Source organism: Apilactobacillus sp. EABW-1NA, from assembly GCF_030398685.1.
Classification (GTDB): Bacteria; Bacillota; Bacilli; order Lactobacillales; family Lactobacillaceae; genus Apilactobacillus; species Apilactobacillus waqarii.
Genome location: NZ_JAPDKO010000002.1, coordinates 23,969 through 46,498 on the forward strand (window position 1 = coordinate 23,969; position 22,530 = coordinate 46,498).

Below are 22,530 nucleotides of genomic sequence, written 5' to 3' on the forward strand. Positions count from 1 at the left end.
GATTTTTTTATTACATAAGTAAAATGAGGTGATATGTTGAAAGATTTAAACGATAGTGTGTCCGTTTTAAAGGGTGTTGGTCCTAAAAAGGTCGAAGCTTTGGATGAATTGGGTATCGATACTATATATGATTTATTGACATATTACCCATTTAGATACGATGATTTTCAAGTCAAAGACTTATCGCAAATTGAAGACCAAGAAAAGGTTACGATTAAGGGTAAGATTGCGGCTGATCCAGTGGTTGCACACTTCGGACGGAAAAGAAATCTATTGAACATAAGACTATTGGTTGATAACGACGTCGTCAAAGTGACATTTTTTAATCAACCATGGTTAAAGAAACAGCTTCCGGTTGGAAAGGAAGTTATTATATACGGTCGTTTTGATAAGGCCAAGGCGTCATTATCTGGAATCAAGATTTTATCATCGGTTGATGGTAATGAAATGAATCCAATTTATCCCGCTAACAAGCATATTCGTCAAAAGACAATCAGTGATTTGGTGAAGTTAGCGTTTGATGAATACAAGGATGTAATTGATGATGTCATTCCAGAAGATATTATTGCAAAATATAAGTTGGAATCACAAAAACAAGTTATTCAGGATATGCATTTCCCCAATGATACAAAGGATGCATACCTAGCTAGAAGAACTGCGAAGTTTAATGAATTTTTCTTATTTCAAATGCGTTTGCAAGCATTAAAGAGTGAAGAACAAAAGGATGCTGGTTTAGCCATTAAGTTTAACCAAGCTGATATGGATGCTTTTATTAACCAACTTCCATTTTCATTAACAAATGCACAACAGCGTGTGGTAAATGAAATTCAAAACGATTTATCATCGACTCGTCAGATGAACCGTTTGCTTCAAGGGGATGTGGGTTCTGGTAAAACAATTGTGGCTGCTTTAGCAATTTTGGCATGTATTGATGGCGGATATCAAGCGGCCTTAATGGCACCGACCGAAATATTGGCTGAACAACATGCTAATAAACTAGCAACACTCTTTAAAGATACAAAAGTGAATGTTGCATTGTTAACTGGTGATACGAAACCGGCTGCCAGAAAAGAACTTTTACCAAGAATTAAGTCTGGTGAAATTAACTTGGTTATTGGAACCCATGCCTTGATTCAAGATAACGTTGAATACAAGAATTTAGGTTTAGCCATTATCGATGAACAACATCGTTTTGGTGTAAACCAACGTGCTAAGTTAAGACAGAAAAACGATGGAACTAACGTTTTAGCGATGACGGCAACGCCAATCCCTAGAACTTTAGCCATTACTTCATATGGCGAAATGGATGTTTCAATTATTGACGAACTACCTAATGGTCGCCAACCGGTTAAAACGGCGTGGATCAAGGAAGGGCAATTTAAGAATTCTGTTGGTTTTATCAAAGAAAGATTGAATGCCGGAGAACAGATATACGTTGTAACACCATTGGTTGAGGAATCGGAAGCTGTCGATATGAAGAATGCCATCAATATCTATGACAATTTTAAGAATATGTTTGAACCAGAATTCAAAGTTGGTCTACTTCATGGTAGAATGAAAGATGAAGATAAAAATTTGGTGATGACAGAATTTAAAAACAATGAGTTTCAAATTTTGGTCTCTACGACAGTTATTGAAGTAGGTGTGGACGTTAGTAATGCCACTATGATGATCGTATTTAATGCTGATCATTTTGGATTGGCTCAGTTACATCAATTACGAGGTCGAGTTGGAAGAGGAAGTAGTCAGTCATACTGTTTATTAGTATCTGATCCCAAAACTGAGACAGGTGTTAAACGAATGAATGTCATGGTTGAAAGTAACGATGGTTTCGTTATATCGCAAAAGGACCTAGAACTTAGAGGACCTGGTGATATCATGGGGAAAGCACAATCTGGTCTTCCTGATTTTAAGGTAGGAGATCCGGTTGCAGATTTAACGATGCTAAGTGTTGCTCAACAAGAGGCAATTCAGATTGTAAGTACAAATGATTGGCAAAACAATCCAATGTATAGTAAATTATATAGTTACGTTCACCAAAAAAATAATAAGAAAATGTTTGATTAAAGGAGTTTTATAAATGAAAATCGCAATTGATGCCATGGGTGGAGACAACGCCCCATTAGAAGTTGTTAAAGGGGTAGAAATGGCAAGAGACCAATATCCTGATATTGAATTCAAGTTATTCGGTCAAATCGATAAGGTTAAACCATTAATTCAAAACGAAGAAAGAATTGAACTAGTTCAATCTGACGAAATTATCGAAATGGGTGAAGAACCTGTTAAGGCTGTTATGAAGAAGAAAAACTCAAGTCTAGACATGGCTGCTCAAGCTGTTAAGGACAAAGAAGCAGACGCTTTCTTCTCAGCTGGTAACACCGGTGCTATCCTAGCTGCTGGTCTATTCATTATTGGTAGAATTAAGGGAATTGATCGTCCAGGTCTTGCAACTACTTTACCAATCGTAAATGATGAAGATCATGATAACTTCGTTATGCTAGATGTTGGTGCTAACGCTGAATCAAAACTATTCAACCTATACCAATACGCATTCATGGGTAAGTACTATGCTGAAACTGTTAGACATATTGAAAACCCACGTATCGGTCTATTAAACAACGGGACTGAAGCAGATAAAGGTGACTCATTACATAAGGCAGCTAACGAAATGCTATCTAAGGATGAAAACCTAAACTTCATTGGTAACGTTGAATCACGTGAATTATTAAATGGTGCTGCTGATGTTGTTGTTACTGATGGTTTCACTGGTAACGCTGCATTAAAGGCAATCGAAGGAACTGCACTTTCATTACTTACTCTAATCAAGGGTGAAATCATGTCTGGTGGCGTTAAGTCAAAAGTTGGTGCTTTAATGCTTAAGCCAACATTCAAGAAGATTGCTAAGGAAATGGATTACTCACAATATGGTGGTGCCGTATTAATGGGTACTAAGGCTCCTGTTGTTAAGGCTCACGGTAGTAGTGAAGCTGTTACAATCAAGAACACTATTTTCCAAATTAAGACAATGATTGATAATAAGACTATTGATGACGTTGTCGAATACTTTGATAAGCATGCTGATGATATGCAACAAATCAAACAAAACGCCAAAAATAACTAAAAATCTGTTATAATTAGAATTATCAATTACGATTTTAAGGAGATAGATTATGACAAAAGAAGAAGTATTTAACAAAATTGCTGATATGGTTGCTGATCAATTCAGTATTGATAGAGATACCATTAAAGGTGATTTAAACTTTCAAAACGATTTAGACGCTGATTCAATTGATTTTGTTGAGTTTGTATTATCTCTAGAAAGTACTTTTGGTACTGATATCTCAGATGAAGATGCAGAAAACATTAAGACTATTGATGAAGCTGTAGACTACGTTATGTCTAACGCTGATAACAAATAATTAAAAAGGCGATTACTCAATAGTAATCGTCTTTTGTTGTATTATTCACTGGAGGGAAAGACTTGGAAAAAGAATTTGATGATTTATTAGAAAAACGATTTAACATTAAGTTCAAGGATGAATCATTATTAGATGAAGCCTTTACTCAAGCTTCATACGTTAATGAACATCCAGGTAAGAATTTGAAATTTTATGAACGAATTGAATTTTTGGGTGATGCTGTTTACGAACTAGTAGTATCAGAATACATTTACAAGCGTTATCCAAATTTGCCACAAGGCCGTTTAACTAGATTAAGAGCCGCAATGGTAAATGAACACAGCTTTAGCAGTTTTGCTAGAGAATGTGAATTTGATAAGTACATTCGTTTAGGTAAGGGTGAAGAAAAAGCTCAAGCTAGAACTAGAGATTCACTATTATGTGATATTTTTGAATCATTCATTGGTGCGGTATACCTTGACCAAGGAATGGAACCTGTAGTTAAGTTTTGTCATCAAGTAATTTTCCCTAAATTAGACGAGGGATGGTTTGACGAATTCTTTGATCACAAAACTGAATTACAAGAATTAGCACAATCAAATGGACCAGTCGATATTGAATATCACTTATTAGACGAAAATGGTCCGGAAAACGACCGTCGTTTTAAGGTATCCGTTACCATCGATGGTGTTGAAAAAGGTGTTGGCCTAGGTCACTCCAAGAAGAATGCAGAACAAGGTGCTGCTAAGAAGGCAATTAAAAACCTTACAGAATAAAAACAGGATGGGGAAATCACTTTGAAGTTAAAATCATTAGAGATTGCTGGATTTAAATCCTTTGCAAACAAAACAACCATTAACTTTACAGATGGTTTAACTGCGATTGTTGGTCCTAATGGTAGTGGTAAAAGTAATGTTATCGAAGCTATCAGATGGGTACTCGGGGAACAATCTTCTAAGACTTTACGTGGTTCAAAGATGTCCGACGTTATTTTTTCTGGTTCTAGTACTCATAAACCGGTCAATCGTGCCGAAGTTAAGTTAACCTTGGACAATACCGACCAATACATTAATAGTTCATATTCAGAAATTATCATTACAAGACGTTTGTATCGTAGTGGTGAAAGCCAATACTTAATTAATAATTCTGAATGTCGATTAAAGGATATCAATAATTTATTTATGGACACAGGGATGGGAATTGGTTCATTTTCAATCATTTCTCAAGGTAGTGTTGAAGATATATTTAACAGTAAACCTGAAGATCGTCGTTCTATTATTGAAACAGCAGCCGGTGTTTTCAAGTACAAACAACAAAAACATGATGCCAACTTAAAGCTTCAACAAACTCATGAAAATCTTGATCGAGTTGAAGATATTATTTTCGAACTTAAAGATCGAAATGACCAATTAAAAGAGCAAAGTGAAACAGCAATTAAGTATTTAGATTTGAAAAAAGAATTGAAAAAATACGATGTTTCAAGAATTGCGCTTGAATTAAATCAAGTTGGGACTGACTGGAATAATACCAAGGCGATTATTGCTGAAGAAAAGCAAAACGCTGAAGATATTAACAAACACTTAAATGAGCTTACCAGTCAAAAGAAGTCATTAAATGAACAACTTGAGGTGCTTCTAACCAAGAAGGAAGAACAACAAGATAATCTTTTGAACTACTCTAAAAAGATTGAACAGTTATCCGGTCAACAAAATCTTTCCAAGCAAGAAATTGAATTTAAAAAGACTAGTTTGAAAGAACATAAGGCCAACCTAGAAAAGTTAAATTCACAAGTTGCTGATTTACAAACGAAAGAAAAAGAAATTAACTCTGAAATCGACAAGTTAAATCAAGAAATTGATAAGCATAAACAATATCTTGAAGAAATCGATGAAGATAAGATTGACCAAATGATTGCTGATAAAAAGGCAGAGTATGAAGATGTTCGTGGTGAATATCTAGCCATTATGCAAAAGATTGCTAATGTTAACAATGAATCTACCTACTTAGAAAAGACCCAAAAGCAAGCTGATGTTCAAAATGATTCCAATCGTCAAAAGATTTCTGGAGTAAACGATGAAATTAATCAATTAGAACAATCAGTCGAAGAGTTGAATCAGGCTTATAACAAGAAGAACGAAGAAGTTCAAAAGGTGCAAAGCGATTTTAACGACTATCAAGCTCAGGTGAACGGTCTAAAAAAACAAGTAGATGATCAACAAGCTATTTGGTACAAGCAATTAGAGGATACGCAAAACCTAAAAATTAAATACAATAGTTTGAATAATTTGCAAAACGACCACAGTAATTTTTATCGTGGTGCCCAAAGTGTCTTAAACAATAAAGATCATCTTAATGGTGTATTGGGCTCAGTATCTGACTTTATCAAAGTACCTGCTGAATATACCACAGCAATTGAAACTGCTTTAGGTAATCAATTACAACAAATTGTGGTCACTAACAATGCTTCAGCTAGACAAGCGGTTAAGTTTTTAAATGATAATCGTTTGGGAAGAGCTACTTTCTTGCCCGTTAATGAAATTTCACAACGCAGCGTTAACAATAACGTTTTAAGTACCTGTCAAAATAGCGATGGATTCATTGGTGTAGCCAACGAATTGGTCCAAATTAATGACAAACTTAAATCTGTTACTAGTCATTTGCTAGGTAATGTTTTAATCGTTAAGGATTTACATACTGCTACCGATATTAGTAACAAGATTAGACATTCTAACCGAATTGTGACCCTAAGTGGTGAAATCGTTAATGCTGGTGGTTCAATCACCGGTGGTTCTAACAAGCGTCAATATGATGGTGTTTTGACCCAAAAGAATAGGTTAGAAGAGTTAGAAAAGCAATTTAAGGAAAGCCAAGAGGTTGCCAAGCAAACTGAGGCTAAGTTGGTTGAATTACAAGATCAACTAAAAGAGTTAAATGCTAAATCAGATTCTTTCTATGACAACAAGCGTCAATACGATGGTCAACTAGATTCAATCAATAACAAATTGACCTTTGCTAAGGAATCCCTAGTTAGAAAGCAACGTGAACTAAAGGCAATCAGAATGTCTAATGGTGGATTGTTTGATGATGATATTGATGAAAAACAACGTCAAAACAAGAAACTAAAAGAACAATTGAATGTTGATTTGGTCAATAATCAAACTAAATCAAAAGATATTCAAGAAAAGATTGAAACTTTGGAATCAATGAAGGATAATAACTCTTCAAAGGTACAATCAACTCGTGAAAAGTTAATTGTATTGAAGGAAAAATTATCCAATTTCCGTGACCAAAAGGCAAACCTAATTGAAGACTTTGATCGATTAGATGCTGACATTGATGACGAAAAAGACAACATTGATGAGTTAAACGAAGCAATTAGTAATAATATGCTTTCAGTAAACCAAGATGACGAAATTAAGTTAGTTAACCAACAAATCCAATCAATCCAAAGTAATCTACAAGAATGCAAAGAATCCATTGATAAACACCAAGCTGAAATCAAGCAAGTCGAAGACCAAATTGATAAGCAAACAATGGACTCTGTTAACCAACAAAATTATCTAAATAAACAAACTAATAAGTTTGATCAATTGGAAAAGCAACTTGCTAGTCTAAAACAACAACTAATTGGTAAGTATGAGGTTAACCTAAATGAAATTGATGATATCGTTGTTGATGATACCATCGATAACATTAAGGCTCATATTGACGACTTACGTCGTTCAATCGACCATCTAGGGGTTGTCAATGTATCCGCAATTGATGAGTACAAGGAAGTATCAAAACGATACAAATTCCTAGTACAACAATCAGATGATTTGAAGAATTCTAGCCAACAACTAACTGATACCATGAACAAGATTGATGTTACTGTTGAAAAGAAATTCAAGGATACTTTCGATGCAATCGCTACCCAATTCTCAAAAGTTTATAACGAAATTTTTGGTGGTGGAAAAGCGAAGTTATTACTTACAGATCCAAATGATTTGTTAACTACTGGAATTGAAATTATGGCACAACCACCTGGTAAGAAGTACCGTCATATGTCTCTATTATCAGGAGGAGAAAAAGCATTAACAGCCATTGCATTACTTTTCGCCGTGTTAAAAGTTAAGCCAGTACCTTTCAGTATCTTGGATGAAGCTGAATCCGCATTGGATGCAGAAAACGTCGATAGATATGCTCGATACATGACTAAACTAGACGATGGAACCCAATTCATCGTTATCACGCATAGAAAAGAAACAATGGTTTATGCCGATACATTGTATGGAGTTACCATGCAAAATTCCGGAGTTTCTAAAGTGGTTACAGCTAACCTAAACAAATTTAATGCCGCGGAGGAATAAGCTATGGGATTATTTGATATTTTTAAAAAGCGTAATAACGAAGAACAAAACAACAATAGTAAAGTTGAAGAAGTAAAAAACGATGAAACTGATGCTGCTGTTGATGATGAACAAAAAGCAGATGATAAAGTTGACCAAGCTAGTGAACAAAAAACTGTAACTAGTGAAGAAGAACAACAACCATCTGACCAAGAAGAAGCTTCAAAAGAATCAGACGTTGATGACAACACTGACGAAGAAAAAGTTGAAGAACAAACTGATGAGAAACAACCTGCTGCTGAAAAGCCTGTTGAAGATGATCAAACTAAGTTTACTGAAGGACTAGAAAAATCCAGAAGTACATTTGGGGAACGTTTGAATCGTTTGTTTGCTAACTTCAGAAGTGTTGATGAAGATTTCTTCGAAGACCTAGAAGATACTCTAATCGAATCAGACGTTGGTTTTGATATGGCTGTTAACTTAACAGACCAATTAAGGGATGAAGTTAAGTTACAAAATGCCAAGAGTAAAGACGACGTGCAAAACGTTATCATTCAAAAGATGATCGATATCTATGATCAAAATGGTAATGATGAAAACACCGAAATTCATTTTGCTGATCAAGGACCAACTGTTATTTTATTCGTTGGGGTTAATGGTGTTGGTAAGACTACTACCATCGGTAAGATGGCTAATATGTACAAGCAACAAGGCAAGAAAGTATTATTAGCTGCCGCAGATACATTTAGAGCCGGTGCTATCCAACAATTAGATGAATGGGCCAAACGTGATGGTGTTGATATCGTCAAGAAGCCTGAACAAAGTGACCCATCTGCAGTTGTTTATGAAGCAGTTCATAAGGCTAAGGATGAAAACTATGATATTTTATTCGTAGATACTGCTGGTAGACTTCAAAACAAGGTTAACTTGATGAATGAACTTGCTAAGATGAAGAAGGTCTTAACTAGAGAAATTCCAGACGCTCCTCATGAAGTTTTATTAGTTCTAGATTCAACCACAGGTCAAAATGCCTTAAACCAAGCTAAGCTATTCAAGGAAACCACCAATGTTTCTGGTATCGTATTAACTAAGTTAGACGGTACTGCTAAGGGTGGAATTGTTTTAGCAATTAGAAATGAACTTCACGTTCCAGTTAAGTACGTTGGTTTAGGTGAAAAGGTAGAAGATTTAAGAGAATTTAACGCAAATGATTTTGTATATGGATTATTTAAGGGTCTAATTAAATAGTCTGAACTGAAAGGACTTGATTTAATTGGAAATGGAAAAAAATTATCGAATTAACTCTTTATTCGAATTTTATCGTCCATTATTAACAAATAAGCAAGATAGTTATATTCAACTTTATTATGCTGATGATTACTCATTGGGAGAAATTTCTGAAGAGTTTAATGTCAGTAGACAGGCTGTGTATGATAACATAAGAAGAACAGAAGTAATTCTGGAAAAATATGAAGAACAACTTCACTTGTATGCAGATTTTGTGAAACGAAATGATCAAACTGATGCAATTAGAAATTACGTTAAGGTTAACTATCCAAACGACGATAAACTAAATCAATTAGTTGATGATTTAGAAATAACCGAAGAAAAATGAAAGTGGTGAAATAAATGGCATTTGAAGGATTAACAGAACGTCTTCAAAAAGCAATGCGTAATTTACGTGGTAAAGGTAAAGTTTCTGAAGCTGACTTAAGAGAAACAATGCGTGAAATTAGACTTGCTTTACTTGAAGCCGATGTTAACTTCACAGTTGTAAGAAATTTTGTTAAGCGTGTCCAAGAACGTTCTCGTGGAGCGGAAGTATTGGAAGGATTGAATCCAGCTCAACAAATCGTAAAGATTGTTAATGAAGAATTAACAAAGACAATGGGTGAAGAAGCAGTCCCATTGAACAAATCTGAAAAGATTCCAACTGTTATCATGATGGCTGGTTTACAAGGGGCAGGTAAAACTACCACTGTTGGTAAATTAGCTTTAAAACTTAAAAAAGAAGAAAATGCTCGTCCATTACTAATCGCAGCCGACGTTTACCGTCCAGCTGCCATCGACCAATTGGAAACAGTTGGTAAACAAATTGATGTTCCTGTTTTCCAACAAGGAACTGATGTCGATCCAGTTGAAATTGTTAGAAATGGGATGGCTAAAGCCAAAGAAGACCATAATGACTACGTATTAATCGATACTGCCGGTCGTCTACAAATCGATGAAGCCTTAATGGACGAATTAAAGAACATTAAGGAATTGACTCATCCCGACGAAATCCTATTGGTTGTTGATGCAATGACTGGTCAAAATGCTGTTAATACCGCCGAAGGTTTTAACGATGCACTAGACATTACCGGTGTTGTTTTAACTAAGTTAGATGGTGACACTCGTGGTGGGGCTGCCCTTTCAATTCGTGAAGTAACCCAAAAACCAATTAAGTTTGTGGGTCAAGGTGAAAAAATGGAAGCTCTTGATGTCTTCCATCCAGACCGTATGGCTTCTCGTATTCTTGGAATGGGTGACATTCTATCATTAATCGAAAAGACTCAAAATGATTATGATGAAAAGCAAGCCAAAGAATTAGCTGAAAAGATGCAAAACAACACCTTTGGATTTGAAGACTTCCTAGACCAATTGGAACAAATTCAAAAGATGGGTCCTTTGGATGAAATCATGAAGATGATTCCAGGAATGGCGAATAACCCTGCCTTGAAGAACGTAAACATGGATCCTAAGGATTTGGAACACATCAAGGCAATTATCTACTCAATGACCTATGAAGAACGTAATAACCCTGATTTATTAAATCCATCAAGAAGACGTCGTATCTCACGTGGATGTGGACGTCCAATTCAAGAAGTTAACCGTATGATTAAGCAATTTAATCAAATGAAGGACATGATGAATAAGATGTCTAAGGGTAACATGTCTGGTATGGAACAAATGATGGGTAACATGGGCATGGACGGAATGCCTTCAATGCCAGGAATGGGTGGCGGCCTAGGTGGCAAGATCTCACAAATGGCAATGAAACGCATGAGCAGAAAAATTAGTAAGAAAATGAATAAAAACAAGCGCAAACGTAACAAGAAGCGTAAATAATGGAAAAGGCATGATTACCCTGGGTAGTTGTGTCTTTTTTAGGAGGGATGTTTATGGCATTAGGTTTTACTAAAACAATGCAAGCGGTAGATTTGATTGAAAAAAGTGGCGCGGTAGCCAATATCGTTGGTCTTGCTGGAATTGGTAAGTCGGCACTAGTAAATCAATTAGCTGAGCAAAATCACGCCAAATTATTTACTACGGTCGTGAGTTTATCCGAGAAAGGTGACCTATCCATCCCTGTGCCACCACTAACAGACAAATCATTTATTGAAACTGACAAGTATGGCACCCTGGCTGATGTTAAATTTGGTTACTCGCACACCATTATTGAAATTATAAAATATTCTGAGGCCAATCCAGATACACCAATCTATTGGTTTTTAGATGAATTTAATCGTGGGACATCTGATGTGCAAAGTGAGTTAATGAATCTAGTTTTACAACGCCGCATTAACTCGGTGGTATTGCCAAAGCAAGTCCACATCATCATTGCTGAAAATCCCGATGACATGAATTCTAATTATGATGTCTATGCTAGTGATGACGCCATTACCGATAGAACTGTCCGCGTGAACATGCAAACTGATGCAAACGATTGGCTAAAGTGGGCAAAAGATAACCATGTTAACCAACAAGTCATTAATTTTATTAGTGACAATCCAGAGTTTTTAGACCGTGGTAACGATGAGATTAAGCCAACCCCTAGATCCTGGCACCGTGTTTCAAATATTATTAATCAATACAATGACGATTATGATGAAGACATTTTAATAGAGGTCATCTCGGGAAATGTAGGTCCATCCATTGCAGAAATCTTTATTAAATTCACGCATCAATCGATTGATGACAAGATTGATTTAAACGGTGACTTACAAGATACCATTGATAAACTAGCATCTAAAGATGAGGTTACTAAGCAATCATTGGTCAGTGAGTACGTAAAGTCATTATCAACGTTGAGTGATGACGTTTGCCATCGTTTAGCAACGTTTATCGACTTATTAAGTTCAGATGGTCAATACGCGATTGCGAGAACGTTGATTAACGATAGTGGGTTAATTGATGATATCTACAATATGGCCGAAACAAGTTTAGTTGCTAAACAGTTATATGATAAGTTAACCGAAATCAGTTTTAATGCATACAGGTGATTAATATGACACTCAATAGTGATATTTACGACCTAATTAATACGAATTCACAGCAAAATAGTCGAACTGAGGTAGATGGAATCATTGCTAAAGGTATTTTATCCTTAATTCGTAATAAGAGCTTCTATGGCGAAATTTTGCTCCATTTAAACAGGGATGCAGATGATACGATTGATTCATTTCTAGCATTGAAATGGAATGATAATCAATTGGAACTGGCATATAATCCCATTCATTTAAATGATGACGTTTCAGATGCGAATGATATGATTGCAATCCTAGAACATTTAGCCATGCATATTGTGTGGTTGCATCCTCTCAGATACGTTAATCACAGTCTATTGAACGACGTGGCCTCCGATATTGCCGTTAACCAATACGTCTCAGATGTTTATTCCAAGGGATGGACGCTAGATAAGGTTAACTTTCAATACAGTCTTGATATGAAACCCAATTCGGATTCGAGTCAGTACGCTAAGCAGCTTTATGATTTGTTTAGTCAGGATAAACAAGATGGTGTTGGTAAATTAGATAATGATAACCTACGAATTGTCGATGATCATCGCTACTTCGATGATGAGGGCAATATCAGTAATCAAGACTATGATCAAAGAAAAGAAACAATTGATAGGCTATTAAGGGATGCTTATAGCCAATATCGCGGTGAACTTTCAATGGCAGTTGAAAAGCAGATTAAGTCTGTTGAGATGCCTAGAATCAATTTACGGCAAATTGTAAGTAGAATTACCGGAAATAGGAGTAATCGACCAAAGAAAACCTATAACCGGTTTAACCGCAGACAGCCATATCGCATGGATATTGCAGGAAGCATTAGACGTCAGAGTGAACATGTGAACGTCTTTATCGATAGTTCTGGTTCAATCAGTGATGATCAATATGCCAACATGGTTGGTGTCGTTGAAGCAATTCAATCGATGCCAAACATCGAGGTTAATTGCTATACGTTTGATGCGGAGGTTCATGCAATTAGCGATAGTCTGTTATCCAATAAACGGTTATTACAGGGTGGTACCAAGTACCAAAGCATTGTTGACTATGTTAACGAGCATAAATTGGCTAAGCAGGGATGCATCGTTTTCACTGACGGTAAGGGTGAAGAATATTTGAACCAATCAAACCTGAATATTACCTGGGTGCTATTGGACTACTACGACGATTTATCAGTACGCAATCAAAAAGCCAACGTTTTATACTTAGACCAGATTAGGATGTGATAAAATGTTAAAACCAGATATATTAAAAATGGCGATTAATAATAACGTCAATATTAAAAGAGCTAAGGCATTACTATCTAATTCTTGGGATGAGATTTATGAAGATTCACCATTTGTGGCAAAGATGTCAGTTAATGATGTTAATCTAGCCAAGGAGTTAGTTAAAAATCAGTTATTTGAGAATGTTAAAGTCGATTTTAACAACTATCAAAGCGTCCATAATTTTGTTATTTATAACGAAAAATACATGGATCAACTAGCAAAAAGTGTTCTTTTAGCTGATTTTCAATAAAAAAATCATGGTGTAAAGAAAAAAACCTTTACAAGCATCTAAATAACTGTTATATTTAATATCGTTAAAAGAAATACAGGAGGTGTTTATTAATGTCTGTTAAAATTCGTTTGAAGAGAATGGGTTCAAAGAAGCGTCCTTTCTACCGTGTTGTAGTTGCTGATTCACGTAGCCCTCGTGATGGTCGTTTCATCCAAACTGTTGGTACTTACAACCCATTAACTCAACCAAGTACTGTTAAACTAGAAGAAGAAGATATCTTCGAATGGTTAAACAAGGGTGCACAACCTTCAGATACTGTACGTAACTTACTATCTGATGCTGGTATCATGAAGAAATATCATGAAGCTAAATACTCTAAGAAATAAGTGATATCGAGTTATGACTAATTTTGATGAGCTGATTAAAAAAATCGTAAAACCACTGGTGGAATACCCAGAGGATGTTGCTATCGATCATAGTGAATCGGATCGTTTCTATGAATATCATCTAGTTACCAATCCTGCCGATGTTGGTAGAATTATTGGTAAAAAGGGCCATGTAGCGCAAACAATTCGTACGATTGTTTACAGTGCTCGTGTTTCTGGTGATAAGCGCGTAAGACTGATTATTGATGATAGTAAGAATAAAAACTCTTAAATGAAACCTTGGTGTTTTGTTTAAGAGTTTTTTAACATAAAAGGGGAAATGAATAATGAACTTTTATAATATTGGAAAGATTGTAAATACTCAGGGACTTCGTGGTGAAGTTCGTGTAATGTCTATTACCGATTTCCCTGAAAAACGTTTTAAAGTTGGTAATGAAGTTTATGCGTTTTTAAATGATACTAAGAGCGAAAAGTTAGTGATCGATGGTGTTAGAACTCATAAGAACTTCATCTTGCTACACTTTAAAGACAAGCCAACTATCAATGATGTTGAATACTTAAAACCTTCAGAATTAAAAATTGCTGAAGATCAACTTGATAGTGATGACTTACAACCTGGCGAATACTACTATCACCAAATCATTGGTTTAGATGTTTTAGATACTGATGGACAAAAGATTGGTTCCGTTAAGGAAATTCTTTCACCAGGTGCCAATGATGTTTGGGTTGTCTCACGTGATAACAAGTCCGATTTATTATTACCTAAGATTGATTCAGTTATCTTAGATGTTAATTTAGACGATGAAGTAATTACTGTGGATGTTCCTAGGGGGCTCGACGATGAAGATTGATATCTTAAGCTTATTTCCAGACATGTTTGATGGCCCTTTGGGTGATTCAATCCTTGGAAAAGCAAAGGATAAAGGATTATTAGATATTAATATTACTAACTTTAGAGACTTTTCGACTAATAAGCACGGTAACGTTGATGACTACCCATTTGGTGGTGGTGCAGGAATGTTATTACAAGCTCAACCAATTTTTGATGCACTTGCTCACACCCAAGAAGAAGCTGCTAAGGAAGGCATTTCTAAAGGACGTGTAATTCTGTTGGATCCGGCAGGAAAGAAGTTCGATCAAAAAGAGGCCGAAAAGTTATCTAAGGAAGACCATTTAACATTCATTTGTGGTCACTATGAAGGATATGACGAAAGAATTAAGACATTAGTTACCGATGAATACTCATTGGGTGACTTTGTCTTAACCGGTGGAGAACTACCAGCAATGGTGATGATTGATGCAACCGCTCGATTATTATCTGATGTTTTGGGTAACGATGAATCTGCACCAGGTGATTCTTTCTCAAGTGGATTACTAGAATATCCGCAATACACTAGACCAGCAGATTTCAGGGGCATGACAGTACCCGATGTGTTGACTAGTGGTAACCACCAAAAGATTGAAGAATGGAGAGAAAAAGAGGCGCTAAGAAAGACTTACCTTAGACGCCCAGACTTAATTGATTACAGTCAATTAACTGATTTACAAAAGAAATTATTAGCGGAAGTAAAAATAGAAGAAGAATAAAATAATCTTTACAAGTAATTGTGGTTATGTTAGTATTTTAGTTGACTATTTTTATAGTTAAATAAAAACGGTATTCCGCTGTTGCAACAAGTAAAGACAAGAATGCTAGTTGGAGGATGTTATATTATGCGTCAAAACGAATTAATCTCAAAGATTAACGCGGAACAACTAAAGAGTGATGTTCCAGAATTTAGAGCCGGAGATACTGTTAAAGTATCTGTAAAGGTTGTTGAAGGTAGCAACGAACGTATCCAAGTATTCGAAGGTGTTGTTATCAAACGCCACGGTACAGGTATTCAAGCTACTTACACTGTTCGTAAGATCACTTCAGGTGTAGGTGTTGAACGTATCTTCCCACTACACTCACCACGTGTTGCTAAGTTAGAAGTAACTCGTCGTGGTGCCGTACGTCGTGCTAAGCTATACTACTTACGCGAACGTCATGGTAAGGCTGCTCGTATTAAAGAAGCACGTCGTCGTTAAGATAAAATTTATATCTAAAATGAAGAGTAACGCTTATGCGTTGCTCTTTTTTTGTACAATAAAAGGATGACAATTAAGCCATCCTTTTATTTTATAGGTTTTCGTCTGTATTATAGTTTAACTTTGAAAAGTCCGTTGATTTGGAGATCATTTCGTATGATAGATGTTTGTAACTATCCATTGCATATTCAGCACATTCACTACTAATCTTTGTGACAAAATCAGATACTTCTTGAGGTGCTAAATCATTAGCCTTGATATCAGCTTCATTAATCTTTTGTTGGAAGTAGATATTAAGTTTTTCTTGGACATCACCGACAACATCAACAAATGTGTTGTAGTGTGGGTCTAATAACACTCCAGCCAGTTTGAAAATCCAATAAGCTGACTTTGGTTCATAGGTTAACTTACCAATCTTGTATTCCAGTGGGGTATCTTTGATTCCGGCAAAGAATGGAACAAAGACGCTTTGTGCAGCAACACCCATTGATAACCAGTGAATACCACCAACTTCGATTGGTAGGTTAGGACGAATTTGTAAGACATGAGATTCTTGGGCCTTTGCCAAACTGATTGGACGGTATCTGGTCTTGTCCTCGTGACTACCTTTACCAACTGGATCAAATGGAGTTCCTTGGTAGTGTGATGCTAGGAAATCCTTAGCATCTTGCACGGAGATTAAACGACTTGGTTTTCTGACGAATGGTAAGTCATATGATTCTGGATCCTGTTTAATTTCTGGGTTAAACATGCGTTGACCATACCAAACACGTGGGTTGTTGTAGTATAGGTCAGATTCATTTCTAGTTCCAAAGATTTCTCTAAAGTTAAAACTACCATTATTAGAGTTATTTAAGTGGTTCTTTCTGACGAAATCAATGATATCTTCTGACCACATAAAGTTGTCAGGGTCATCGAAGTCGATGTTTTGAATGGCTAGGCGGTTTGATACAACAGCGTAGCAATCGTCTGGAATGCGCATTGCTACCCATTGATGGCCGGAACCAATTTCAAAGTACCAAACTTCTTCTTGATCTGAGAATAAGATACCATTGCTTTCACTTGAACCATACTTGGAGACGATTTCACCGAGGCGTTTAACACCCTTACGTGCTGTTTTCACGTATGGTAGAACAACAGTGACAACAGAAGCTTCGCTGATACCATCTTCAACTAGTGGGTCAAATCCTAATACATAACTATTTGAGTAGGCACTTTCGGTAGCACTCATAGCAACACCGTATTCATTAATACCTTCTTCTTCAAATAATCCCTCTTTATTAGTCCATTCTGGAGTAGCAGTGTATTTACCCCTAACAGTAGGTAATTCCATTGTAAAGGCGTTTTCTTGCGCTTTAAACACTGGTTTTTCCTTATACTCCTTATGAGGATGAACAACAAAATGTTTTGGCCAGGTTGCTTTGCAATCTTCGTTACGACCGATCATGGTAGAACCATCAACAGATGCCTTCTTACCGACTAAGATACTAGTACATGCATCGTATTCTGGAAACTTTGGCATGTTAAACACTCCCTCGTTAGTTTCATTTCTATAATTGTACATTAAACTTTTAAAAAATTGAAATATATAAGTATCTAAAGTATAATCAGAATAAAATTATAGGTTAGGAGAATGATTATGCCATTAGTACATATTGATTTAATCGAAGGAAGAAACGAAGAACAATTGAAGGGACTTGTTGCTGACGTTACCAGCGCAATCGTAAAAAACACTGGTGCACCAGCTGAACACGTTCACATCGTTTTAAACGAAATGAAGAAGAGTAACTACAGTGTTGCAGGTAAACTAAAGAGCGACGAAAAATAATAACTGAGGAAATAACATGCAAAACGAACAGTATATAATGTCAATTGATGAGGGAACTACCAGTGTTCGTGCCATGATTTTTAATCATAGTGGTGAAGTGGTAAGTAAGTCACAAAAGGAAATTACGCAGTTTTTCCCTCAATCAGGATGGGTTGAACACGATGCTAATGAAATATGGGACGCTGTGCAAACCGTTATCTCAGAAGCATTAATTCACTCCAAGATACCGCCTTATAAGGTTCGTGGAATTGGGATTACCAACCAAAGAGAAACCACCGTTATGTGGGACAGAATTACCGGTGAACCAGTTCATAATGCAATTGTATGGCAATCAAAACAAACTAGTGACATTGCAAATGATTTAAAAGCCGCTGGTTATACCGAGATGATCCATGAAAAGACCGGTTTGGTTATCGACTCATACTTCTCAGCCACCAAAATTAAATGGTTGTTAGATAATGTCGATGGGATTAGAGAAAAGGCAGAAAATGGTGACATCTTATTTGGAACCATTGATACCTGGATTCTATGGAAACTAACCGGTGGTCATGTTCATGCGACTGATTATTCCAATGCAAGTAGAACGATGTTGTATAACATTCACACGCTAAGTTGGGATGATGAAATCCTAAAAGCGTTGGATATTCCAAAACAAATATTGCCAAGTGTTAAATCATCATCTGAAATCTATGGTTACACTGCTGGTTACGCTTTTTACGGTGTGCAAATTCCGGTATCTGGAATTGCGGGTGACCAACAAGCAGCGTTATTCGGTCAATTAGGACTAGAAGCAGGCAGTATTAAGAATACGTACGGAACTGGTTCATTTATTGTTATGAACACCGGAAATAAACCGGTATTGTCTGATCGTGGGTTACTAACAACGATTGCTTATGGAATTGACGGCAAGGTTAACTATGCCCTTGAAGGAAGTGTTTTTGTCGCAGGTTCCGCCATTCAATGGTTAAGAGATGGTCTGAGAATGATCAACGATGCTAAAGAAACCCAGGAATTAGCATTTAATTCTGCCAACGACCACGATGTTTACGTCGTTCCGGCATTTACTGGGTTAGGAGCCCCATATTGGGACCAAGACAGTCGAGGAGCAATCTTTGGGTTAACTAGAGCTACTTCCAAGGAAGACTTTGTTAAGGCTACTTTGGACTCACTAGCATATCAAACCAAGGATGTTGTTAACACCATGGTTGATGATACTCAATTGGACTTGAAACATCTAAAGGTTGACGGTGGGGCTGCACAAAATGATTATTTGATGCAATTCCAATCAGATATCTTAAATACTCCAATTGAAAGATCATCCATATCAGAAACCACAGCATTAGGTGCTGCTTACTTAGCAGGGTTAGCAGTCGGCTTTTGGAAAGATATCGATGAGATTAAGCAAATTAAACCAAAACAAGACGAGTTTTATCCTAAGATGGATGAAGATAAACGTAACCACTACTATGAAGGTTGGCAATTAGCGGTTAAGAGTACGCAAATGTTTCATCCGAATAAATAAGCAAAAGAAAAAAGACTTGAGTTAATCTCAAGTCTTTTTATAGTTCAAAGTATTCGTCTAGGTATCGAGCTAAACCGTCATTATCGTTATCGTACTTAGTAACGTCATCGGCTAGTTGTTTAATCTTAGGTTGACCATTCTTCATAGCAACCCCTAAGCCAGCGTACTTCAACATGGTTTCATCGTTAAATTCATCACCGAAAGCAATGATGTTAGATTGGTCAATATTGTAGTAGTCAGATAGTACTTCTAGACCAGTTTCCTTACTAACGTCCTTAGATGCTAATTCAACGATTGAATCAGGACCTCCCCATGGTGAAATTTGTAGGGTATCACCATAGTTACGATCTACATAGTTAATGAATTTATCCATCTTGTTGTGTTGAATTTGTAGTGTTAGACAAATTGGGTTTTCGTTTAAGTTCTCTTTAGTAATGAATTCAGAAGGTTCAAGACTAGTTGGGAAGAAACCAACTTCATCGTTTGCTTCACGGTTAGCCAAGAATAGTTCTTTACCTTCAACGGCCATTAGGTTAATCCCTAAGTCTTTATCTTGTTTTAAGACATCAAAGACGATATTCCGATTGATATTGTATTCGTAAGCCTTATTCCAATCAGTTAGTGGATTGTATCCTAAGCTACCGTTAAAACTAATTAAAGGATTGTCTAAACCAATTTGGTTATAGATGTCTGTAATCAAACGTGGTGGACGACCTGATACAATATTGACAACGTGACCTAAATCAATTACTTTATTTAAAGTATTAATAGTTTTTTGTGAAACCTTTGACTCACTATTTAGTGTAGTTCCATCAAGGTCAATTGCGATAAGTTTCTTATCCATGTAGTTGTTTCACCTCTTTTAAAAAAATATAATAGTAATATGTTAACTAATTAAAAAATGTAAGTCAATGCAAAAGGAGTAATCTCGTGCAATTACCAAACGATTTTAAAACGAAATATCAAAAACTACTGGGGGATGATGCAGAGTCATTCTTTGCCAGTTTAGATAAGGATACCAACCCTGGATTTAGAATTAATCCATTAAAGGAACACATGCCAGCAGAACCAGATAATGAATCAATTGAATACTGTCAATATGGATACTATGGTGATGTGAACGGTAAGAGTGTTGAACATCAAAGCGGTGCGATTTACTCACAAGAACCTAGTGCGATGTTTGTAGGAGAAGTAGCAGATATTAAACCAGGAGATTACGTATTAGACTTATGTGCTGCTCCCGGTGGGAAGACAACCCATGTTGCTAGTTACATGGATAACCAAGGACTACTAGTAACCAATGAAATCGATCATAAGCGTGCTAAGGTCCTAGTAGAAAACGTCGAAAGATTTGGAATCAGAAACGCACTAATTTTAAATGAAAATCCAAATAACTTAGCCAAGCACTTCCCACGTTTCTTCGATAAGATTCTAATTGATGCTCCATGCTCTGGTGAAGGGATGTTTAGAAAGAATAACGATGCTATCCAATATTGGAACGCAGACTATCCAAGTCAATGTGCTACTCGTCAAAAAGAAATCATCGAACAAGCAGTTAAGATGTTAAAACCAGGTGGTAAGATTATCTACTCAACATGTACATTTGCTCCAGAAGAGGATGAACAAATTGTTGAATGGATGAAAGACACTTATGACTTCTCCATCGATCCAATTAAGAAATACGAAGGAATGTTAAGTGGTAAACCACAATGGGCAGACGGTAATGAAGAATTATCCAATACCGTTAGACTATTCCCTAATCACTTTAAAGGTGAAGGTCACTTTGTTTCTAAACTATCTAGTAACGATGAAGGTAATGCTAAGAAGATTAAGCATCGCCTTCAAAGTAATCTATCAATTGATGATAAGAAACTATGGAACGAGTTTAAGGAAGCAAACCTAAATAACTTTGATCCAAAACATTTAATTTTATTCGGAGATCAATTATACACCTTTGATAATACACTTCCTGATTTGAAGGGATTAAAGGTGATGCGTCCAGGACTACATCTAGGAACAATTAAGAAGAAACGTTTTGAACCAAGTTATGCATTGGCATTAGCTTTGCATAGTGATGAAGTCGTTAATCGTTTAGAAATATCTGAAGACGACTGGAAACAATATGTCCATGGGGATGTTATCAACTGTGAGAAGGATGTTAAGAAGGGATGGTACCAACTAATCTGTAAGAACCAGCCTGTTGGTTTTGGTAAGGCTGTAAATGGTACGATTAAAAACTTCTTCCCAAAAGGACTAAGATTTAACGTAGATTAATAAATAAAAAGAGTTGCATTAAATAGCAACTCTTTTTTTATACGTTTGTTCAAATAAAAGTTTATTGAATGATAAGATAATTAAATAAAAATGTGTTATGATTAATATTGGTATAATATTTTTTATTACATATTTCTGGAGGTATTTTATATGAGTGCAAAATTTTGCCCAAAATGTGGTAACGAATTAAAGGAAGGAGCAAAGTTCTGTCCTAAGTGTGGAGCCCAAATTGTACAAAATGTACAACCAAACGGTGCTAACACTAACGGTGTTCAAAACCAAAACATTGTTCCTAACCAAAGTGCAGAACAAGCTAAGAACTATGCTAAGGATTTCTTCAAGTGGTTCTGGAGTAGTGTTAAACATCCTTCACTAAGTGGAAAGGCTTCAAACAAATACTTTGGATTAACTTCATTTGTTGCCAGCGCAGTATTTGCTATTTTATCTATTATGTTAATCACTTCAAAGATTAATGGCGCAATTGACCTAGCTTCAAGTGGTCTTGGTGGCGATACAGCTTCATCACTCGCTAGCATATTCCAAAACCTAGTAAGTGATGGTGCAGGTAAAGTTGAATTATTCTCAGTATTAATGATTGTTGCTTTCGTTGCATTAGCATACGGTTTTAGAGCTTTCGCAGTTGCTGGTACAGGTGAAAAAACTGATTTCTTCGAATTCATTAATAAATTAGCTGCATACACTAACATTTCAGTTATGTTATCAGCTATCATGTTTTTATTTCTACTAATTGGTGGACTTATCGCATTACCATTAAACATGTTTATCTTCCTATTTGTCGTAATTAACGACCTAATTGGCTTTACTTACGCAATTATCGATGGTCAAAACTCAAACAAGTTTGATAAGTTATATGTTCTATTATTAGCTCACTTATCATTAATTATTGTATTCTTTATTGTTTTCATTAAGTCACTAACAGCTTAATTTCGATT

At 36.0% G+C, this 22,530-nt stretch carries 22 protein-coding genes; 20 read left to right on the forward strand and 2 right to left on the reverse strand.

Features of this window, described 5'->3' with window-relative positions:
* The first annotated feature begins 33 nt into the window (after positions 1-33).
* From recG to rplS, 16 genes are all read left to right on the forward strand, one after another.
* Positions 34-2,067, forward strand: a complete 2,034-nt coding sequence (gene recG / locus OEZ61_RS00540; protein ID WP_034533525.1) for an ATP-dependent DNA helicase RecG — start codon at positions 34-36, stop codon at positions 2,065-2,067.
* A 13-nt stretch (positions 2,068-2,080) separates the two neighbouring features.
* Positions 2,081-3,121, forward strand: coding sequence for a phosphate acyltransferase PlsX (gene plsX, locus OEZ61_RS00545; protein WP_034533528.1), 1,041 nt, complete (start codon positions 2,081-2,083; stop codon positions 3,119-3,121).
* Between the two features lie 49 nt (positions 3,122-3,170).
* A complete protein-coding gene (gene acpP / locus OEZ61_RS00550) occupies positions 3,171-3,419 on the forward strand; it encodes an acyl carrier protein (RefSeq protein WP_034531085.1) in 249 nt (82 codons plus the stop codon).
* 62 nt (positions 3,420-3,481) lie between these two features.
* Positions 3,482-4,174 (forward strand): ribonuclease III, encoded by a 693-nt coding sequence (rnc, locus tag OEZ61_RS00555; RefSeq protein ID WP_034531086.1) that lies wholly within the window; start codon positions 3,482-3,484, stop codon positions 4,172-4,174.
* A gap of 21 nt (positions 4,175-4,195) precedes the next feature.
* A complete protein-coding gene (gene smc, locus OEZ61_RS00560) occupies positions 4,196-7,747 on the forward strand; it encodes a chromosome segregation protein SMC (protein ID WP_034533531.1) in 3,552 nt (1,183 codons plus the stop codon).
* Between the two features lie 3 nt (positions 7,748-7,750).
* Complete coding sequence (ftsY, locus tag OEZ61_RS00565) at positions 7,751-8,974, forward strand: signal recognition particle-docking protein FtsY (protein WP_034533534.1); 1,224 nt, start codon at positions 7,751-7,753, stop codon at positions 8,972-8,974.
* A 25-nt stretch (positions 8,975-8,999) separates the two neighbouring features.
* On the forward strand, positions 9,000-9,341 hold the full coding sequence (locus tag OEZ61_RS00570; protein ID WP_034533537.1) for a putative DNA-binding protein: 342 nt from the start codon (positions 9,000-9,002) through the stop codon (positions 9,339-9,341).
* A 14-nt stretch (positions 9,342-9,355) separates the two neighbouring features.
* The gene (gene ffh, locus OEZ61_RS00575; RefSeq protein WP_034533538.1) at positions 9,356-10,834 is read left to right on the forward strand and encodes a signal recognition particle protein; all 1,479 of its coding nucleotides are present in this window, start codon (positions 9,356-9,358) and stop codon (positions 10,832-10,834) included.
* Positions 10,835-10,887: 53 nt separating this feature from the next.
* Entirely contained in the window at positions 10,888-11,988 is a 1,101-nt protein-coding gene (locus OEZ61_RS00580) for a hypothetical protein (RefSeq protein ID WP_034533539.1), read from the forward strand.
* 5 nt (positions 11,989-11,993) lie between these two features.
* Complete coding sequence (locus OEZ61_RS00585) at positions 11,994-13,223, forward strand: VWA-like domain-containing protein (RefSeq protein ID WP_034533541.1); 1,230 nt, start codon at positions 11,994-11,996, stop codon at positions 13,221-13,223.
* Positions 13,224-13,227: 4 nt separating this feature from the next.
* Positions 13,228-13,515 carry a hypothetical protein gene (locus OEZ61_RS00590; protein WP_034533543.1) on the forward strand — a complete coding sequence of 96 codons (288 nt, stop codon included), beginning with the start codon at positions 13,228-13,230 and terminating at the stop codon, positions 13,513-13,515.
* A gap of 92 nt (positions 13,516-13,607) precedes the next feature.
* On the forward strand, positions 13,608-13,883 hold the full coding sequence (gene rpsP / locus OEZ61_RS00595) for a 30S ribosomal protein S16 (RefSeq protein ID WP_034531094.1): 276 nt from the start codon (positions 13,608-13,610) through the stop codon (positions 13,881-13,883).
* Positions 13,884-13,896: 13 nt separating this feature from the next.
* The gene (locus tag OEZ61_RS00600) at positions 13,897-14,154 is read left to right on the forward strand and encodes a KH domain-containing protein (protein ID WP_034531095.1); all 258 of its coding nucleotides are present in this window, start codon (positions 13,897-13,899) and stop codon (positions 14,152-14,154) included.
* A gap of 55 nt (positions 14,155-14,209) precedes the next feature.
* Positions 14,210-14,734: a ribosome maturation factor RimM gene (gene rimM / locus OEZ61_RS00605; RefSeq protein WP_034533544.1), complete on the forward strand. Its 525-nt coding sequence runs from the start codon at positions 14,210-14,212 to the stop codon at positions 14,732-14,734.
* Complete coding sequence (gene trmD / locus OEZ61_RS00610) at positions 14,724-15,470, forward strand: tRNA (guanosine(37)-N1)-methyltransferase TrmD (RefSeq protein WP_034533545.1); 747 nt, start codon at positions 14,724-14,726, stop codon at positions 15,468-15,470. The genes rimM and trmD overlap by 11 nt, the downstream gene beginning before the upstream one ends.
* A gap of 126 nt (positions 15,471-15,596) precedes the next feature.
* Positions 15,597-15,953 (forward strand): 50S ribosomal protein L19, encoded by a 357-nt coding sequence (gene rplS, locus OEZ61_RS00615; RefSeq protein ID WP_034531098.1) that lies wholly within the window; start codon positions 15,597-15,599, stop codon positions 15,951-15,953.
* Between the two features lie 91 nt (positions 15,954-16,044).
* Here rplS and OEZ61_RS00620 read toward each other — a convergent pair whose 3' ends face one another.
* Positions 16,045-17,475 (reverse strand): C69 family dipeptidase, encoded by a 1,431-nt coding sequence (locus OEZ61_RS00620; protein ID WP_034533546.1) that lies wholly within the window; start codon positions 17,473-17,475, stop codon positions 16,045-16,047.
* A gap of 117 nt (positions 17,476-17,592) precedes the next feature.
* Between OEZ61_RS00620 and OEZ61_RS00625 the strand changes: the two genes are divergently transcribed.
* Together OEZ61_RS00625 and glpK are read left to right on the forward strand one after the other, a co-directional pair.
* On the forward strand, positions 17,593-17,781 hold the full coding sequence (locus OEZ61_RS00625) for a 2-hydroxymuconate tautomerase (RefSeq protein WP_034531102.1): 189 nt from the start codon (positions 17,593-17,595) through the stop codon (positions 17,779-17,781).
* A gap of 16 nt (positions 17,782-17,797) precedes the next feature.
* Positions 17,798-19,303: a glycerol kinase GlpK gene (gene glpK, locus OEZ61_RS00630; RefSeq protein WP_034533548.1), complete on the forward strand. Its 1,506-nt coding sequence runs from the start codon at positions 17,798-17,800 to the stop codon at positions 19,301-19,303.
* A 37-nt stretch (positions 19,304-19,340) separates the two neighbouring features.
* On the opposite strand, the gene OEZ61_RS00635 is transcribed toward glpK, so the two are convergent.
* On the reverse strand, positions 19,341-20,147 hold the full coding sequence (locus tag OEZ61_RS00635) for a Cof-type HAD-IIB family hydrolase (RefSeq protein WP_290046601.1): 807 nt from the start codon (positions 20,145-20,147) through the stop codon (positions 19,341-19,343).
* Positions 20,148-20,233: 86 nt separating this feature from the next.
* Between OEZ61_RS00635 and OEZ61_RS00640 the strand changes: the two genes are divergently transcribed.
* Positions 20,234-21,577: an RsmB/NOP family class I SAM-dependent RNA methyltransferase gene (locus tag OEZ61_RS00640; RefSeq protein ID WP_290046603.1), complete on the forward strand. Its 1,344-nt coding sequence runs from the start codon at positions 20,234-20,236 to the stop codon at positions 21,575-21,577.
* 150 nt (positions 21,578-21,727) lie between these two features.
* Positions 21,728-22,522, forward strand: coding sequence for a zinc ribbon domain-containing protein (locus tag OEZ61_RS00645; RefSeq protein ID WP_057197819.1), 795 nt, complete (start codon positions 21,728-21,730; stop codon positions 22,520-22,522).
* Positions 22,523-22,530: the final 8 nt, after the last annotated feature.

Bases quoted from the DNA above. Each gene is read 5' to 3' on its own strand.
- OEZ61_RS00590 (WP_034533543.1), top strand. From the start codon at position 13,228: ATGTTAAAACCAGATATATTAAAAATGGCGATTAATAATAACGTCAAT.
- OEZ61_RS00620 (WP_034533546.1), bottom strand. From the start codon at position 17,475: ATGCCAAAGTTTCCAGAATACGATGCATGTACTAGTATCTTAGTCGGT.
- OEZ61_RS00645 (WP_057197819.1), top strand. From the start codon at position 21,728: ATGAGTGCAAAATTTTGCCCAAAATGTGGTAACGAATTAAAGGAAGGA.
- OEZ61_RS00600 (WP_034531095.1), top strand. From the start codon at position 13,897: ATGACTAATTTTGATGAGCTGATTAAAAAAATCGTAAAACCACTGGTG.
- rimM (WP_034533544.1), top strand. From the start codon at position 14,210: ATGAACTTTTATAATATTGGAAAGATTGTAAATACTCAGGGACTTCGT.
- ffh (WP_034533538.1), top strand. From the start codon at position 9,356: ATGGCATTTGAAGGATTAACAGAACGTCTTCAAAAAGCAATGCGTAAT.
- trmD (WP_034533545.1), top strand. From the start codon at position 14,724: ATGAAGATTGATATCTTAAGCTTATTTCCAGACATGTTTGATGGCCCT.
- OEZ61_RS00625 (WP_034531102.1), top strand. From the start codon at position 17,593: ATGCCATTAGTACATATTGATTTAATCGAAGGAAGAAACGAAGAACAA.
- rpsP (WP_034531094.1), top strand. From the start codon at position 13,608: ATGTCTGTTAAAATTCGTTTGAAGAGAATGGGTTCAAAGAAGCGTCCT.
- rplS (WP_034531098.1), top strand. From the start codon at position 15,597: ATGCGTCAAAACGAATTAATCTCAAAGATTAACGCGGAACAACTAAAG.
- glpK (WP_034533548.1), top strand. From the start codon at position 17,798: ATGCAAAACGAACAGTATATAATGTCAATTGATGAGGGAACTACCAGT.
- recG (WP_034533525.1), top strand. From the start codon at position 34: ATGTTGAAAGATTTAAACGATAGTGTGTCCGTTTTAAAGGGTGTTGGT.
- OEZ61_RS00635 (WP_290046601.1), bottom strand. From the start codon at position 20,147: ATGGATAAGAAACTTATCGCAATTGACCTTGATGGAACTACACTAAAT.
- acpP (WP_034531085.1), top strand. From the start codon at position 3,171: ATGACAAAAGAAGAAGTATTTAACAAAATTGCTGATATGGTTGCTGAT.
- OEZ61_RS00585 (WP_034533541.1), top strand. From the start codon at position 11,994: ATGACACTCAATAGTGATATTTACGACCTAATTAATACGAATTCACAG.
- OEZ61_RS00580 (WP_034533539.1), top strand. From the start codon at position 10,888: ATGGCATTAGGTTTTACTAAAACAATGCAAGCGGTAGATTTGATTGAA.
- ftsY (WP_034533534.1), top strand. From the start codon at position 7,751: ATGGGATTATTTGATATTTTTAAAAAGCGTAATAACGAAGAACAAAAC.
- plsX (WP_034533528.1), top strand. From the start codon at position 2,081: ATGAAAATCGCAATTGATGCCATGGGTGGAGACAACGCCCCATTAGAA.